This is a genomic window from Ktedonobacter robiniae (assembly GCF_016587375.1).
Taxonomy (GTDB): Bacteria; Chloroflexota; Ktedonobacteria; order Ktedonobacterales; family Ktedonobacteraceae; genus Ktedonobacter; species Ktedonobacter robiniae.
Window position 1 is genome coordinate 1,099,550 of the sequence record NZ_BNJG01000002.1, and the last position, 16,398, is coordinate 1,115,947.

Annotated in this window: 16 protein-coding genes; 13 read left to right on the forward strand and 3 right to left on the reverse strand. The window is 55.8% G+C overall.

The genetic code is table 11. The features are described from left to right. Positions 1–170 precede the first annotated feature (170 nt). Together JMJ04_RS25340 and JMJ04_RS25345 are read left to right on the forward strand one after the other, a co-directional pair. Complete coding sequence (locus JMJ04_RS25340) at positions 171–1,088, forward strand: AraC family transcriptional regulator (protein WP_201373205.1); 918 nt, start codon at positions 171–173, stop codon at positions 1,086–1,088. 58 nt (positions 1,089–1,146) lie between these two features. Then, positions 1,147–1,608: a GNAT family N-acetyltransferase gene (locus JMJ04_RS25345; protein ID WP_201373206.1), complete on the forward strand. Its 462-nt coding sequence runs from the start codon at positions 1,147–1,149 to the stop codon at positions 1,606–1,608. A gap of 42 nt (positions 1,609–1,650) precedes the next feature. On the opposite strand, the gene JMJ04_RS25350 is transcribed toward JMJ04_RS25345, so the two are convergent. Together JMJ04_RS25350 and JMJ04_RS25355 are read right to left on the reverse strand one after the other, a co-directional pair. Next, a complete protein-coding gene (locus JMJ04_RS25350) occupies positions 1,651–2,523 on the reverse strand; it encodes a MurR/RpiR family transcriptional regulator (protein ID WP_201373207.1) in 873 nt (290 codons plus the stop codon). 209 nt (positions 2,524–2,732) lie between these two features. Then, on the reverse strand, positions 2,733–3,539 hold the full coding sequence (locus JMJ04_RS25355; RefSeq protein ID WP_201373208.1) for a metallophosphoesterase family protein: 807 nt from the start codon (positions 3,537–3,539) through the stop codon (positions 2,733–2,735). A 263-nt stretch (positions 3,540–3,802) separates the two neighbouring features. On the opposite strand from JMJ04_RS25355, the gene JMJ04_RS25360 reads away from it, so the two are divergent. From JMJ04_RS25360 to JMJ04_RS25370, 3 genes are all read left to right on the forward strand, one after another. Continuing rightward, positions 3,803–4,663, forward strand: coding sequence for a DMT family transporter (locus JMJ04_RS25360; RefSeq protein ID WP_201373209.1), 861 nt, complete (start codon positions 3,803–3,805; stop codon positions 4,661–4,663). A 213-nt stretch (positions 4,664–4,876) separates the two neighbouring features. Next, entirely contained in the window at positions 4,877–5,650 is a 774-nt protein-coding gene (locus tag JMJ04_RS25365) for a hypothetical protein (protein WP_201373210.1), read from the forward strand. 256 nt (positions 5,651–5,906) lie between these two features. Next, positions 5,907–7,448, forward strand: a complete 1,542-nt coding sequence (locus JMJ04_RS25370; protein ID WP_201373211.1) for a DUF4129 domain-containing protein — start codon at positions 5,907–5,909, stop codon at positions 7,446–7,448. A gap of 83 nt (positions 7,449–7,531) precedes the next feature. On the opposite strand, the gene JMJ04_RS25375 is transcribed toward JMJ04_RS25370, so the two are convergent. Further along, positions 7,532–7,855: an L-rhamnose mutarotase gene (locus JMJ04_RS25375; protein ID WP_201373212.1), complete on the reverse strand. Its 324-nt coding sequence runs from the start codon at positions 7,853–7,855 to the stop codon at positions 7,532–7,534. Between the two features lie 77 nt (positions 7,856–7,932). On the opposite strand from JMJ04_RS25375, the gene JMJ04_RS25380 reads away from it, so the two are divergent. The 8 genes from JMJ04_RS25380 to JMJ04_RS25415 all read left to right on the forward strand — a co-directional run bounded on the left by JMJ04_RS25380 (position 7,933) and on the right by JMJ04_RS25415 (position 16,385). After that, entirely contained in the window at positions 7,933–8,526 is a 594-nt protein-coding gene (locus tag JMJ04_RS25380) for a hypothetical protein (protein WP_236038389.1), read from the forward strand. Positions 8,527–8,619: 93 nt separating this feature from the next. Continuing rightward, positions 8,620–9,384 (forward strand): SDR family oxidoreductase, encoded by a 765-nt coding sequence (locus JMJ04_RS25385; protein WP_201373213.1) that lies wholly within the window; start codon positions 8,620–8,622, stop codon positions 9,382–9,384. A 210-nt stretch (positions 9,385–9,594) separates the two neighbouring features. Further along, positions 9,595–9,744 (forward strand): hypothetical protein, encoded by a 150-nt coding sequence (locus JMJ04_RS25390; RefSeq protein ID WP_201373214.1) that lies wholly within the window; start codon positions 9,595–9,597, stop codon positions 9,742–9,744. Between the two features lie 52 nt (positions 9,745–9,796). Beyond that, positions 9,797–11,062, forward strand: a complete 1,266-nt coding sequence (locus JMJ04_RS25395) for a sensor histidine kinase (RefSeq protein ID WP_201373215.1) — start codon at positions 9,797–9,799, stop codon at positions 11,060–11,062. Between the two features lie 2 nt (positions 11,063–11,064). Then, the gene (locus tag JMJ04_RS25400) at positions 11,065–11,670 is read left to right on the forward strand and encodes a response regulator transcription factor (RefSeq protein ID WP_201373216.1); all 606 of its coding nucleotides are present in this window, start codon (positions 11,065–11,067) and stop codon (positions 11,668–11,670) included. A gap of 137 nt (positions 11,671–11,807) precedes the next feature. Further along, on the forward strand, positions 11,808–13,781 hold the full coding sequence (locus JMJ04_RS25405) for an NAD(+) synthase (protein WP_201373217.1): 1,974 nt from the start codon (positions 11,808–11,810) through the stop codon (positions 13,779–13,781). Positions 13,782–14,087: 306 nt separating this feature from the next. Continuing rightward, entirely contained in the window at positions 14,088–15,347 is a 1,260-nt protein-coding gene (locus JMJ04_RS25410; protein ID WP_201373218.1) for a hypothetical protein, read from the forward strand. Positions 15,348–15,461: 114 nt separating this feature from the next. Then, positions 15,462–16,385, forward strand: coding sequence for a GNAT family N-acetyltransferase (locus JMJ04_RS25415; RefSeq protein ID WP_201373219.1), 924 nt, complete (start codon positions 15,462–15,464; stop codon positions 16,383–16,385). Positions 16,386–16,398: the final 13 nt, after the last annotated feature.

The window sequence follows — 16,398 nt, forward strand, 5'->3', positions numbered from 1 at the left end:
ACTATGCAGTTCAAGTAACACAAAGGAAGTGGTAAGAGGCGCTTGCGGCCTCCATCCCTTCTTTGTAGCCTTACCGTGTTTGATGGGCATAGTATACCCTTGAAGGGTGAGAGGATCTATGCCATACTGTCCACAATATATGTCTAAACGTCCAAATTTTGGAGACTATCATGGATATCCTGACAAATGTGCTCAACACACTGGAGTTGAAAGGCTGGCTTGGTTCACGTACCGAGGTTTCCCCTCCCTGGCGTTTTGATTTTCTGGCCAGTCCAGACAGCACCTTTCACATTTTCAATTTTGGTGGGGGCTATTTACATATTGAGGGAGATACCACACCTCTGCGAGTCGAAGATGGAGATGTCGTGGTCTTTCCCCATGGACATGCCCACACTATCTATGATGAACCTGCCTCGCCCCTGACCCAGGCGGCGGTCCACCTGGACTATGATGCGCACGGTGAGTACGAAATTTATCCCTTTGAGGGCGAAGGAACACAGACAATTTTACTCTGTAGGGCGTTCCATTTCGAGAATCCGAGCAATTACCCCTTGCTGCAAAATCTCCCTAAAGTCATCCATATCCCCGGAGAACAGGGGCTCATGGTAGAGGGATTCGCCAATATTGTAAGTTTGCTTGCCTATGAATCCACCTTGCAGCAGGTTGGCACAGAGGTCATGTTGCGACGCCTGACCGAGATGCTCTTTATTCAGGTTATCCGAGTCTGGATCGCGCAACAAGCGACGGGCACTGAAGGATGGTTCGCGGCTCTACGCGACCAGCCTATTAGCGCCGCCCTGGGTCTGATCCACCAATCGCCCGAACGCGGCTGGAAGGTAGAGGAGTTGGCGAAGGCGGTCGCCCTCTCCCGCTCAGCGTTCTCCTCGCGCTTTACGCAACTTGTGGGGGAGCCACCCATGAAATACCTTACACACTGGCGTATGCACATGGCAACCCACCTGCTTAAGCAGGGAGTAGAGGTAGAAAAGATCGCGCAGAGGCTGGGCTATGATTCGGAAGTAGCCTTTCGCAAAGCCTTTAAGCGTGAAGCAGGCATTCCTCCAGCCCGGTATCGCAAGCTTGCTTAGCCCGCTACTCGCGTACGCGGCTACTGGCACATATGTGTTCACAGAAAGAGAGGGCTTTTTGTCTATAGGAAAAATATATCTACAGGATATGGCGCAAGCAAAAGAGCTGTTGGAGATGCAGCGAGCGGCCTATCTGGTTGAGGCGGAACTGATCGGCTCGTTCGCCATTCCAGCCTTGCAGGAGGATCTGGAGACGCTCCAAAACAGTGACGAGATCTTCTATGGCTATTGGATAGATCACAGATTGGCGGGCGCCATCTCGTATAAGAAAGAGGGCGGGCTCCTGGATATTTATCGCCTGATGGTTCATCCCCGTTATTTCCGGCGTGGGATCGGCAAGGCGCTTGTAAGCTTTGTGGAGGGGGTTGAGGAAGGGATAGAGAGGATTATCGTTTCAACGGGGGCCAGGAACTTGCCTGCTAAAAAGCTATACGAAGGCCTGGGCTTTCGCGATATAGGGGAGAGAGAGGTCATAGCGGGACTCTGGATCACGCATTTTGAGAAGTGTAAGCGTTTTTAGTCCATGCTTGCATGAACCCTATAACACAATTTCAGAGATCTCTTACAAGAGGTGCTCGTCGATGGCTTCGGAGAAGCGTTCGAGGGCTATGAGGGATGACTCGGAGCGGCGCGAGGCGACGGCGACGTAGAGGGCGTCGATCACGCTGAGGTGGGCGATGCGGCTGGTAAGAGCCGCGGTACGGAAGGCGGTCTCGCGCGAGGCGGTGATCAGGGCGATATCGGCGTACTCGCTGAGCGGCGTGTGTACATGACTGCTCAGGAGGATGCAGAACGCGCCTGCGGCGCGAGCTGAGCGGAGCGCGTTCAGTGTCTCACGCGTGCGACCAGAGTGTGAGATGGCGAAGGCGACGGAGCCTGGGGGCAGATTCGCGGCCGAGACCGCCTGCATCACGGCGTCATGGGTTACGGTCACGGTTAGGCCGATACGCAGGAAGCGATAATAGGCGTCCAGGGCAATGGGCAGGGAGGGGCCAATGCCATAGAACTCAATGCGCGTCGCGTTCACCAGGGCTTCGACCGCGCGCTCTAAGAGTTGTTCATCGAGCACGGCCAGGGTGTCGGCAATGGCCTGGATATCCGATTGGAGCACTTTACGCGCCACCACGCCTACACTATCGTCTGGCAGAATGTCTTCGTGAATCTGATGGAGCGGAGTCATACTCTCCGCCGCCAGGGCGAGTTTGAGGTCGCGTAATCCCTGGTAACCGAGCGAGCGGCAACAACGTACGATAGTCGCCTCGCTGACCTGAATGCGCTGGGCCAGGGCCTGGACAGAGAGATGAATCGCCTCCTCGGGGTGCTGTTCAAAGAACTGTGCCACGCGTCCCTCGGCCTCAGTCAAGGTCTGCGAGGCGGCGCGTAAACGCGCCTGGACGCCTTCCGAAATGAGGGGACGCTCCTGTGATTGCGACATGGGTATGACCTTCCTCTCCATCACATCTTCTGTGTCAGCAAAAGTATATCCCGCTTTTCCACGCGAGGCAACTTGTTGGCATGACTTCTCACGCCTGCGGCGCTCGCCTGGGTAGAGGGTGTGATGCGGGTTGGCAGCATGCGGCTGCCAACCCGCATCACACTCTCTACCCAGAATAACTTGTACGTGGGGTGTGGAGAACACCCCATTTATAGCGGAACCTCAAAAATTCTTGTCGTCAGGATGCCATCTTGAACAGTCACCAGGCGATAGTGCAACGGTTGAAGACAAAAGAACGGCTCATCCAGAAACACTACCTGGGGAGCCGTCGAGCGCAGCCCAAAGACGGGAATGCCGCGCTTCACCTTCTCATAGGTCGTATGCACATGTCCACTAAGCACACCCAGGATCTGTGCTTGATACTGGGTTGCAATATTCCAGAATATTTCACTCTTCTCTTTATCCAGAAAATAATCATCCTGCCAACGATTGCCCATGGGAACCATGTGATGGTGGGTCAAGATCACTGATGGGAATCCAGCTTGTAATGAGCGCTCAAGGTAGTCCAGAGTCTCAGGATAAGCAACAGCATCATCGCCCGCGCCAAAATCCAGGCAGATAAATTGCACGCCTTTGTGCTGGAAGCTGACATTCATCAGAGGCATGGAAGGCGTATCGGCAAAGAGATAGCGGAAAAACAGCTCGCGGTCATCGTGATTGCCAGGCAGAAAATACATAGGGAAGGCCTGCAAGCCCTCTAGTGTGACTAACGCTGGTCCCGGCGCAGCGGAGACAGCCTGCAACTGAAACATCTGGCAGAAATTGCTATAAGATACCTCCGACGCATCATTGACCTGATCGCCGGTCGTGATCAAGAAATCGATACGCTCGCCGACATTTTCCGCGATATGACGCAGCACCTTGCGCACAGCATGTGCGGTCGAGTACCCCTTCATCAATTGAGACTCGGTCTCCCCCAGATGGTGGTCGGTAATCTGCACAAAAGAGAAAGTCATGCCTTTTTTCTCCTTAGCTCATTAACGAATGAAACTTTATTTCTTTTAGTGTATAGAGAAATAAAGTTTCTGTCAAGAGGGTTAAGCTTTCGCGCCTGTGGCGCTCACTGATAATATGTGTATGATGCGGATTGCCCGGCAATGCCGGGCAATCCGCATCATACACATATTATCAGTGATTTTCCTTGACAGAAATGAAACTTTATTTTATCTTTATTCTAGGAAACAATATTTCTTTTTTTTGAGCAGGAGGCTGGGTGATTATGAGTTCATTTGTTTTTCTGCTGGTGCTTGTGGCGGCGTTTTTGCATGCGAGCTGGAATTTTCTGGCGAAGAGGGCGGGGAATAGCAAGGGTTTTGTCTGGTTATTTAATGTGCTGTCGAGCATTATCTATGTGCCAGTGTTATCGTATGTGCTCTTCGCCGAGCATACATCGTTCAGTTGGGTCCAGGTGTTTTTTGCGCTGGGGAGCTCCTGCCTGCACCTGGCCTACTTTCTCTTCTTGCAGCGAGGGTATGAGACTGGGGATCTCTCGCTCTCCTATCCGTTGGCGCGTGGCACGGGTCCGCTACTCTCAACGCTCTTCGCCATCGCGATTTTTAACGAGAGACCAGCGGTGGGCGCGCTGGTGGGCATAGCGCTGCTTATCGTGGGAATCGTCTTCCTGGTGGGGAATCCCCTGCGCATCTTTGCTGAGGGGAAGCGCCGCGCTATCCTGTACGCCCTCCTTACAGGTGTGTTTATCGCTATCTATACGCTGTGGGATAAAGAGGCCGTGAGTACGCTGCATACCTCGCCGCTACTGATGATGGAGTTTACAAGCATTGTAATGGCTGTTTTGCTGCTGCCAGCTTCGCTAAAGCATTGGGGGCAGGTCAAGGAAACCTGGAGATCACAGCGCCTGGGGGTACTGGGGGTTGCGATTCTCTCTCCCCTGGCCTACCTGATCATTCTGTTTGTTCTGATCTCGAATCCAGTCAGCCAGATCGCGCCACTACGTGAGAGCAGTGTTTTGATCGGCACCCTGATGGGGACGCGCCTCCTGGCGGAGAAACAGGGCGCGCGGCGCATAGTCTCGGCCGCGCTTATCCTGGTAGGGATTACTCTTCTCGCGATCAGCTAATAATGACTGACAATGGTGCGGAGAGGTAGGTATATCGCATGGTGAGAAGAGTCCATGTTTGCATGGACTCTTCAATTTGCCAGAAATCCCTCGGGGGAAGCCAATAGTTGTTTTAACGGCAGAGGGATTCTGGTTGAGTTTGACCTCGTGAGATAGAATGGGAGAGTGCAAAACGCGCACACCGTCGTCTTTACCGCAAGGAGAATGGATTTTATGGCGAGCAACTTCACCTCATCCGAAACCGGCCTCCCCTCATACGACGAGCCTATTCGCATTGTTCCTGTACATTCGCCCTCTCTAGAAACTGCTGCTCCTACGGCGCAGCTTGTCTATAACAATGGTCCCCTGCTTACCACTGTGGAGGTCTACACCGTCTTCTGGGGCTCGCAGTGGCAGCAGGCACCCGAGAGCGACCTCGCGCAGAAGCTGAACTCCTTCTTTGATTATATCCTGACCAGTCCGCTGCTGGACCAGATGGCGGAGTATAGCACCGCCGAGCAGAAGATTGGGCGCGGGAGCCGCTCTGGCACGACAACCCTTACCACTTCAGAGCCCGGCTCTAATGTCACAGACGACCAGATCCAGCAATTCATAACCGATGCGATTGCTAACTCTACGCTACCACAACCCACGGCCAATACGCTTTACTTTGTATACCTGCCGAGCGGGACAACGGTCACGATGAGTGGTGATAGCTCCTGCTCTTCGTTCTGCGGCTATCACAATGCCATCAACAACAAGGTCTATTATGCCGTCATGCCCTACCCCGACTGCGCAGGCTGCACCAATAATCTCAGTGCATTCGATTCGCTCACATCGACCAGTTCGCATGAGCTGTGCGAGGCGATCACAGATCCCATCCCCGGACAGGGCTGGTACGATCAGAACAATGGTGAGATCGGCGACATCTGCGCCTGGCAGACTCGTCAGGAGGGGAACTATACTATCCAGAAGGAATGGTCAAATAGCGCCAATTCTTGCGTCTAGAATGGCACGACGCTACTAAAGTACGCGTCTACATATAAAGATATGAGCGTGTCATATCTTTATATGTAGACGCGTACTTTAGTAGCGTCATCCGTTGCGTTAAAAGCGAGGGCTGTGCTTTTATAAATTTATCCTCTTCTGTGATATCAGGCTAGTAAAATGCGTATTAACGACATATATGCAATTACTCTTAAAGCTTGCTAGCAAGCTTTAAAACTATCTGTTTGAATTGCCCTTTCTAAGAAAGAGATACTACATGCCACTATCCTCGCCGTTAGCCGCCACGTCACAGGATAGCAATACGGCTCTGGAACATAAAAAATATCCTCACGCAAATACGTCTGGCAGCATGGGTGAACGCCTCCTCCCCTATTTATTGGCGTCTATCGATGCCTGTATCGTCCTGGTAGTGTTAAAGGGCATGGTGACCTCTCCACCTTTTAGAGAAGTTGACCAGGTTGTTCCAGCCTGGTGGCTCTTTCTTATGGCCTGTGGCTTGCTCTGGCTGGCACAAACGATGCAGCGGCTGCTTGGTTTCTGGCTGGCGCGACGTTCACAAAGCGGGGGCGTTACGTTAAAAAGACTGAGGCAGCTTACCACGCGCTGGTACTCGGGATCGCTTCTGGTGCTGCTCCTGGTCGTGATCTGGGGTCAGTGGTATACTCAGCAAGCCTTCCTGCTTGATCCGCGCTGGCTACCCCTCGCATTCGATGATATTACCAACAATCCCCTCTATATCGTCCAGGCGCTCTTCATTGCCATGCTTATAGGCTTTTTCGGCATCCGGGGTCTCGCCCTGTCGAGGAAGGAGGTCGAGGCACAAGACATCGTACAGGTATTCAAGAGTGGAATTGGCTTTCTCCTGGGCGTACTGCTGGTGCGCACGATTGGGGGAGTAAACACCGCAGACAGCGCGCTCTTGCTGGTCATTCCGGGCTTCCTCTTTCTGGGCCTGCTAGCACATACCCTGGTGAAGGCGGCGGAGAAGCGCAATGAGCATTATCACGCTCAAGGATTATTGGGGAGTGTCCGGGCACAGGAGGGAAAGCTCTTGCTCAACACCCTCCTCTTTAGCCTCATGCTACTCCTGGTGACTCTATTGATTACCTTTATACTCTCGCCCAACTGGCTGGCTCAGTTGACTGATCCCTTCTTCCACTGGTTAAAGTCTTTGCCTACAAATCAGGTTCCCCCTCACGGAATCATTGATAACAAGCATAAAGTAACTAAACAACCTGGACCAGGGCAGGCCGATCCAGAGTGGACCATTTTGCTGCGCCTGGGAGCTGGCATTCTGGCAGTCGTACTAGTGCTCATCTTAAGCACAAGGTGGATGATAGTGCGGGCCGCGAGGAGGCGCCATACACAGCAGATCATTGTGGAGATATATACCAGCGCGTGGTCCTGGGAGCTTTTTAAAGAGCAACTCAAGGCCTTCTTCAAGAGCCTCTGGCAAGACATCTTCAGGAGCCTGAGCACTCTGCATACACGTATGCGTAAGCAGCAGGACATAGCCTGGAGCGAGGAGCTCACAGGCGAGCCTGCCACGCGCACCGTGCGCGAGATCTATCGCGCATTTCTTCGCCACGCCTTCAAAGCAGGTTATGCGCGCCGGATTGACGAGACTCCGGCCGAGTTTCGCCAGCGCCTGCTTGAATCCATGCCCGCTGGAGAAGGAGAACTAACCCAGCTAACCAATGTGTACACTATGACGCGCTACAGCGGCACCCAACCAGGCGAAGGCGAAATAGCAGCCATGCGCCAGAGCTGGCAGGAACTACGCCCCAAGATAAGGTGAGGATTAATTGTGTGATGCCGGGTTGCCTGTGGCAACCCGGCATCACACAATTAATCCAAATATCAATATAGAAGCGCACTCCTTTAATCGGTGTGAAAGACCTCGCGCATGACGGACCACCACTCGCCCTCGGCCTGGTCGGCAAGCGGTTCTTGCATGGGATCGGTGTGCTGCCACCATTCCTGCGTCTTGGGATCGGCGGCCATGCGCGCCATATCGGCGGCAAAGTCGTCTCCGATATACTCAAAGTAGGCAAAGAGTAGAGTGCCGTGGCGAAAAATAGTATAGTTACGAATATGGCAGGCCTCGATTGTGGCCAATACCTCCGGCCAGACCTCTTCATGGATGCGCTCATAGGCTTCGATCTGCCCTGGTTTTACCCCAATAATCTGTCCATAGCGTTTCATGTTCTGAATCTCCCTCCTCGAAGATAAGAGTACGTGAGAAAAGGGAGGATTGTCAATGAGCAGGTTCTCCTTCCTCGTTGCAGAGACCGATTGCCTATCCGGAGAGCCGTGCTGATTTTCCCACCCGTGATATTTGTCATGGTCAAATCTGGAGGAATTTCACTTCTCCTCCTGCCCAGATGCAGGTACACTCCTGTGTAGAAGTTCACCAGGATGAACACACGGAAATAAGCATATCAGAGCAAATCCGTAGGAGGTTGATTGTCATCATGACAGCACGTATTCTTCAGATCATCGTTGGTCTTGCCGGGCTATGTGCCCTGGTGCTTGGCCTGGTAATCTGGATCGCCAACACTGACCTGACTGACATCCATATGTTCTTCGGCCTGCTTGTCACCCTGGGGCTGCTGGTGATGAGCATTATCGCACTCACCGCCAGGGGACAGCGCATCTGGGGCATGGTCGGGATCGTCTACGCCATCATCCTGCTAATTTTTGGCGAGTTGCAATTCAACCTGCTCGTCGGGAATCTGCACTGGCTGATCCAGGCGCTGCATCTGCTGGCCGGCATCGGCGCTATCGTGCTAACGAGCGCAATCGGCGCGCGCTACAGGACGCTTAAGCGCGGCGAGGCGAAGCCTGAGGCTGCATCTCAAGTGTCGCGGCTCTGAGTTTCTGTTTGCTGAAAAGTCGTCACACGCCGCAGGAGGCCGATACATGTATGCGCAGCATGCAAGATACAGGGAAGCACGGAAGGAAAAACGATGCAACATATTCTGGTGACCGGCGGTGCAGGAAGGCTGGGCAGCCTGGTGGTAAAGCACTTGAGCGCCGCTGGCTATCGGGTGCATGGGATGAGTCGCCGGGCCAGCCCGGGAGAGGATTGGCCCGGCGCTGAGTGGAAGCAGGCTGATCTGGTGACCGGCGAGGGCCTCTCTCGCGCCGTCCAGGGCATGGATGTGGTGGTCCATACCGCCGGCCAAGGGACCTGGCAGGTCGATTTCGAAGGCACGCGCCGCCTGCTGGATGCTGCCCGCCTGGCGGGTGTCTCGCATGTGGTCTACATTTCGATTATGGGCATTGATCGGGTCCTATATAACTATGGCAAAGTCAAGCTCGCCTGCGAAGATCTCATCGAGCACAGCGGTATTTCCTGGTCCATCCTGAGAGCGACCCAGTTTCATTACCTCATCGAGCTCATGCTGCACAAGCTGACCAGGCTTCCCCTGGTGCTGCTTGTGCCGACTGACCTGCTGCTGCAACCGGTGGCCGAGGAGGAAGTGGCCGGGCGCCTCTGTGAGATCGTCCAGGCCGGCCCCTCCGGTCGCCTGCCAGATATGGGTGGCCCGCAGGTCTACACTTCGGGAGAGCTGGCACGGATCTGGCTCAAGCAGCATGGGATGCACCGTATCATTCTCCCGATCTTCCTGCCTGGCAAAACCGCCCGCGGCCTGCGCCAGGGTGGCAATACCTGCCCCCAACAGGCGACTGGTACAATCAGCTGGGAAGCATGGCTCCAGCACCACTAAGATCTTATTCCGAAACCCAACGTCACTGGCGTGACTAGCGCTTCGCGCTCAGGGTTTTCGGATATGAAGTAAGTCCGTATCCTGGAATTCTTGGAGATGTGTTTCGCTTTCGCAGCCAACTCAAGCTAGCTGAGAGACAAGCGAGGGTCAGGCTGACTGGGTGAGAACCGGAATCAAGAGCGAGAAGAACTCTACGAGAGGAGGAAACAGATGCATATTTCCCGAGAGGGTCAGCTAGTAACGTTGATCAATGTTTTTGAGACGAAACCCGAGCAGCAACAGGAACTGATCGATACGTGGGTGCGCTTCGTCGAGTCCGTCATGGAGGGTGGGCCGGGCAAAACGGCGGTGGTAAAATGAGAGCGGATGCCCAGTGACATCATTTGTGGCGCCGAAAAGAAGGGGTCCTGTTATGCGAGTACGAGACGAGAATCCGTGGCGAGCAAAGGAAAATATAAGCCAGGAGGAAGTCGAGACGAACGATGAAGTGATGAGGGAGAGTGGCGTCACCATCCCCATCTGGCGGCTCTACCAGCACTTCTGGCTACTGATTTGTCTGTCTTTTCCTCTGATTTCTTTGGTACGCAAACCAGATACCTGGCTTCGTCTCGCTGTGAGCAGCACGGCCCTGCTCTTTTTTGCGATCAGTTATACCTGGATCATGTGGCCGCATCCCGCGAGCCGGGGAGTGCGAACCCGTGGCCGATCCCATCTGTCGGTACCCCTGTTGGTTGCGCTCGGCCTCCAGGTCACCGTGTTCAGCCTCCTTGATGATCCTGCCTGGCTCTGGCCCTTTCTTGGGGTGAGTGCCATGGCTGGAGTGGTGCTCCCCATGCGCCGGGCGGGGGTGGTCGTCGTGATCTTGACGCTGTTGCCGCTCCTCATCACTATCTTCACCCATGGAGACGTGGCAGGAATCAATTGGTGGTGGCTCATCGCGCTGATGCTGCTGGTGCGAGGGCTGGGCCTGGATATGATTGGCGTATCCCGCCTGGGCAGCGCCCTTCGAGAACTGCATACGGCACGCCGAGCACTTGCTCGCCTGAAAGTGGAGGAAGAGCGCCTGCGCCTGGCGCGGGATTTGCATGATCTGCTGGGACAAAGGCTCTCGGTGATCACCCTGAAGAGTGAACTGGCCCGTGGCCTGATCACGGAAGATCCCGCCCGCTGTGCCCAGGAACTCGCTGAGATTGAACAGGTCGGGCGGATGACACTGCGCGAAGTTCGCAAGACCGTCGCGGGCTACCGGCAACCGCGACTTGTGAGCGAATTGGACGGAGCACAACAACTGCTCGAAGCAGCGGGGATCGAGTATTCCGTTGAGCAGCTTCATGAAGAGCTTCCCCAGTCACTCGATGCGGCCCTGGCGTGGACGGTGAGGGAAGGGGTCACCAACGTCATCCGTCACAGCCGGGCACGACACTGTCTGCTGCGGTTCACGCGGGTTCAGGGGTGGATTGGGGTGGAGATACTCAACGATAGGGAAGGGACAGCAGATGCTGGCACGCAACGCATCGGCCAGGGGAGTGGGCTGCTTGGCCTGCGGGAACGGGTGAGTGTACTGGGAGGAATGATGGAAGCTGGTCCACTTCTGCTGGAAGGCGAGCCACATTTTCGCTTACATGTGGAACTGCCGATGCAGCCCCAGATGGAAGTGACAACTATACCGGAGGAATGATCATGATCCGTGTGCTATTGGCAGAAGATCAGGCGATGGTGCGTGGGGCACTGGCAGCGTTACTGAGTCGAGAACCAGATATCGAAGTCGTCGCGGAAGTGGCGCGGGGGGATACGGTCGTCGAAGCAGCCCTGACGGCTCTCCCAGATGTAGCGCTGCTGGATATTGAAATGCCTGGGGGAGGCGGTCTCGAAGCTTCCCACGCGTTGCGCACGGCGTTGCCATCCTGCCGCGTAGTGATCCTGACTACCTTTGGGCGTAGCGGCTATCTGCGCCGGGCGATGGAGAGCGGGGCAGTTGGCTTTCTGCTCAAAGATGCCCCAGCCTCCGAACTCGCTTTCGCTCTACGGCGGGTGATGCAGGGGGAACGAGTCGTTGATCCTGAACTGGCCTTGCTGGCGCTTTCGGAGGGAAACAATCCCTTGACCTATCGAGAGCGGGAGGTGCTCGCCGCCGCCCTTCCTGGCCTCAGTCATGCAGAGATCGCTGCACGCCTTTCTTTATCCGAAGGAACGGTGCGCAATCACCTTTCCGCAGCCATGCAGAAATTGGGGGCACGCAATCGGATGGAGGCGGCACACCTGGCCGAACAAAAGGGATGGTTGTGATCCCGCTTCTCTCATTCCCTCGCTTTGTGGAGCGGCATGGGAGCTACCCTGAAACGAAAAGTATTCTGAGAAACGCCACATCCATTGTATGTGCTATACTCAAAGGTACTTCATCAGAGGAGAGAAGAGGGAATAAAGTGAAGCAAGATCTATTTTCACCGACCTCGCTGGGTTTTCTGCGTGTCGCGGTCGTGGTACCAGAATTGCGCGTGGCGGATATTCGCTATAATACACAAATTATCATTGATGCCTTGCAGGAGGCGGCGGCACGCGGGTCCCGCCTGGCCCTCTTTCCTGAGCTATGCATCACCGGCTATACCTGCGCCGATCTTTTCTATCAATCCGTGTTGCTCGATCAAGCGAGCAATGCCCTGCTTGCAATCGCCCAGGCAGCGGCAGAGGCACAGATAGCTGCCGTTGTGGGCCTGCCTATGCACCTGGGAGGAAAGCTCTACAACTGCGCCGCCTTCGTCAGCGATGGAAAAGTCCTGGGCATCGTTCCCAAAACCTATCTGCCAAGCACAAACGAGTATTATGAGGAGCGCTGGTTTAGCTCCGCCAAGGATTCCCCGCTGAGCGAGATTCAGCTTGGCGGCGAAAGCATTCCCTTTGGGACCGACCTGCTCTTCTCCGCCAGCAACTTCCCCGGTTGTATCTTTGGTATCGAGATCTGCGAGGACCTGTGGGCGGTCCAGCCACCCAGCGGCAGCATGGCCCTGGCGGGCGCGACCGTAATCCTGAATCCCTCGGCCAGCGATGAGATCCTGGGCAAGGCCGAGTATCGACGTGCACTAATCCAGCAACAGGCAGCACGCTGCCTGGCGATCTACCTCTACGCGGGGGCGGGACCGGGCGAGTCCACGACCGACGTGGTCTTCTCCGGGGGCGCCTACATTAACGAGAACGGGCGTATGCTGGCCGAGACGGAGCGCTTCCTCTTCTCCACTCAGATGGCCGTGGCCGATGTGGATGTGCAGAGTATGAACCACGAGCGCCTGCGCAATAGCAGCTTCTCCTCGGCCCTGCCCGATAGGGCCTATCGTATGCTGGCTTTCAACCTGCCCGAGGGAGTTGGATCAAGAAAACAGGCAGAACTCCTGCGCAATGATCTCACACCAACGCCTTTTGTCCCCGCCGATCCCTCGCAGCGGGCCAAACACTGTCAGGAGATCTTCCACCTCCAGTCGGTGGGCCTGGCCAAGCGGCTCAAGCATACAGGCATCAAGAAGATTACGATTGCCCTCTCTGGTGGCCTGGACTCGACGCTGGCCCTGCTGGTCGTCCAGCAGGCATTTGAGATGCTGGGATTGCCACGCGAAGGGATTGTAGCAATCACCATGCCTGGCTTTGGTACGACGAACCGCACACGTTCCAACGCGGAGCGGCTGGCGGAATCTCTGGGCATCTCCCTGCGCCAGATCCCCATTCGCGACGCGGTTCTCCAGCACTTCAAAGATATCGGACACGATCCCAAACTGCACAATGTAACTTATGAGAACGCCCAGGCTCGCGAGCGCACACAGATCTTGATGGATATCGGCAATCAGGTTGGCGGCCTGGCGGTAGGTACTGGCGACCTCTCCGAGCTGGCCCTGGGCTGGTGCACCTACAATGCCGACCATATGTCGATGTATCACGTCAACGCGGGCGTACCTAAGACGCTTGTGCGCTACCTGATCGAGTGGTGCGCCGAGAGCGTCTACAGCGGCGTCACCTCCGAGGTGCTGCACGACATCAACGCCACGCCCATCAGTCCCGAGCTGCTGCCCCTGGGCGAGAACGACACGCTTGTACAGGAGACGGAGGCCACTATTGGCCCCTACCTGCTGCACGACTTCTTCCTCTTCCAGGTGGTGCGCCACGGCTTCACGCCGCGCAAGGTCTACTGGCTGGCCTGCCAGGTCTTCGCCAAGCATCACCAGCCCGCCGAGGTCCTGGAGTGGCTGAAATCCTTCTACCAGCGCTTCTTCGCCGCCCAGTTCAAGCGTTCGGCCATGCCCGACGGCCCCAAAGTAGGCTCCGTGGCCCTCTCGCCCCGTGGCGACTGGCGCATGCCCAGCGACGCCAGCAGCGCCCTCTGGCGCCAGGAACTGGAGGAGCTAGCCAATTAATACGAGACCGCTTTTGATGCCGGTAGGGACCAGCTTTAGCGCGTCCAAAGGCGATTAATCGCCTGTAGGCGCAGCCCAAACCATTTCTGGGTTGTGATGTAGCCCTGCAAAAGAATGGCTTGCGCCGCGCTGCCATGAATGGCATTCGGACGCGCTAAAGCTGGTCCCTACCAGGCTGGGGAACCATCTGGTGTAAGGAACGCTATTGTTAATAGGTTAGGGGTACAATAAAGGCGCGAAAGGCGTTATTATATAAGGGCATAAGAATTGTAGATAGATTCGTAGATTGCGCAAGGATGTGGGTAGATGGCACACTCGCTTCAACCGGGCGCGCAGGGTGCACAGGAACCATTCGACTTTAACCAGATCTTTATTGGGCGCGAACAGCAGATGGCCGAATTTGGGCGATTATTGCGCGAGTGGAAGTATATGCTAGCCCAGGAGGAGGCCGAGGTGCCGGAGGTGACAGAGCTACCCTCGCCCCGCAATAAGCTACCGGGGCTGGTCGTGATGCTCTATGGACGCGGCGGCTTTGGCAAGAGCACACTGCTCAACCGCTACTATGGCATTGCGGCACAGGCAAACGAGCAGGGATTGGGTGGGCGGCTCACGCTCTGCGGTCCTGTGGATTGGGAGTTCGCCGTCGAGGGGCGGCGCTCGATCTATAATCCCTCTCAGGGGCAGGCGCTCGACCCGCTGGCATACTACAAGGATCTGTGCGCCCAGCTCGCCTCCAGGCTCGACAGACAGCCTGGAAATTTTCGCGCCTATCAGCAGGCGGTTGGCGAAGTGGAGAAGGTCAGGCACGAGAGCAGCAAGATCCTGGAGGAGGTCAGGCGCGAACAGGATGATCTCGGCTCAGCCCTGCGCGGCGCCACTATCGACATCGTTGCCAGCGCGCTCAGCACCTATGTTCCTGGAAGCAAGGGAATTGTCCAGAACGAGAAGGTTAAGAAGGGGGCGGACGCTCTACTCCAGCTTACGGGCGAACAGGTGGCCTACCTCTACCAGCGCTTTCAGCGACGCCTGGGCGAGCGGCTGGAGGATTATCTGGACCCGGCGCGGCGCCTGGGTTTCGCGCTGGGACGAGACCTGGCCCGTTGCGCCGCGAACTATCCCATCCTGATCTTCTTCGATACCTATGAGGAGATTGACGAAGGCGATCAGCTCCTGCGCCTGGTCATGGCCGCTGCGGGTCCGCGCGTAGGCTGGATTAAAGTAGCAGACCAGTTGGAGCAAATAGCAACAACCGATCCGCAAGCATCAACTGCGCACCTTTGTCTAGGGGTTGCGCTAGGACTACGAGGGAAGCTTAAGGCTGGGTTGGAAGAGTTGGAGAAGGCAATTCAAGCAAGAACTACTCTAGAAGATGCTTTTTTCTGGAAAGGGATGCTGTGTGCTTATTACTACCGAGGGAGACCACACCTGGCAATCGAGGCAATTGAGCATGCGCTGGCACATAATTTGCCGCCGGTGTTGCTGAGACCACTCTATTGGCTGCGGGAGGATAATCCGGCGTTCTTTGAGCAGTATGCCAGGCCTCTGCTGGAGCGGTATGGGGTGTGAGGCATTTCCCGCAACCTCCCACGCTCAGCAGGAGAAAAAGGAAGTGCTTGTAAACCGCGCACCTACTCGGTCTGTAATTGTTTGTTTGCTTTTAATGGAAAGGCAGGAGGCCAAATGACATTTACGACACGGGCTTATGTTGAAGAGGTGGATCGGGAGGCGGTGTTGGCATTGCGGCGAGCATGTACGACACCTGAGAACGTGGCCGATTACCCCTCGCTGACGGATCTGCATGAGTTTCTTAATTCTGTGCGGGAAGGACAACATATACATATTCGGCTGTGGGAGGATGGCGAGGGCCAGCTCCTGGCTTATGCGAATGTGGCGCTTCCGTCTGGCTTCTTCTCATTCTTGATACATCCACTGGCATGGGAGACGAGCATTCCCACAGAGATTATCGCCTATGCGACGGCGATGTGCGCCGCCAGTGGAGTGGGCGAAGAAGAGCGAGGGTTGGGAACCAATTGCCGCGATAGCGATGAGCAGCGGCTGTACTACCTTCTCCAGGCAGGATTTGTGCTTGAAGAGGGCGAGGTATCCGTAATGGTGCGGACACTTGCCGAGGAGTTTCCCGAACCGAAGCTACCAGAGGGCTACAGGCTACGTCATGTGGCGGGAGAAGCTGAGGCCGAGGCGTGTGTGGTGCTGCATCGTGCCGCCTTTGGCACGCAGAATATGACGGTTGAGCAGCGCCTCTCGATCATGCGCGAGCCGGATTATAATCCTCGCGGAGACCTGGTGATCGAGGCGCCAGGTGGAGCACTCATCGCGTACTGTATATGCCAGGTACCCCCTGAGGAGAACGCGCAGAGTGGGCGCAACTGGGGCTATACCGATCCCATAGGTGTCCACCCTGACTACCAGCGCCGGGGACTGGGCCGTGCCGTGCTCCTGGGCGGTCTGCATTACCTCAAGTCACGAGACGTCGACACGGCCTCCTTCATGACCAGCAGCGATAACGCCGCCATGCTCGGCCTGGGCACCACCGCTGGCTTCCACAGGCTCTACGCCTACCACTGGCTCTCAAAAAAAGTGTAGTAGCCGCGCCTCT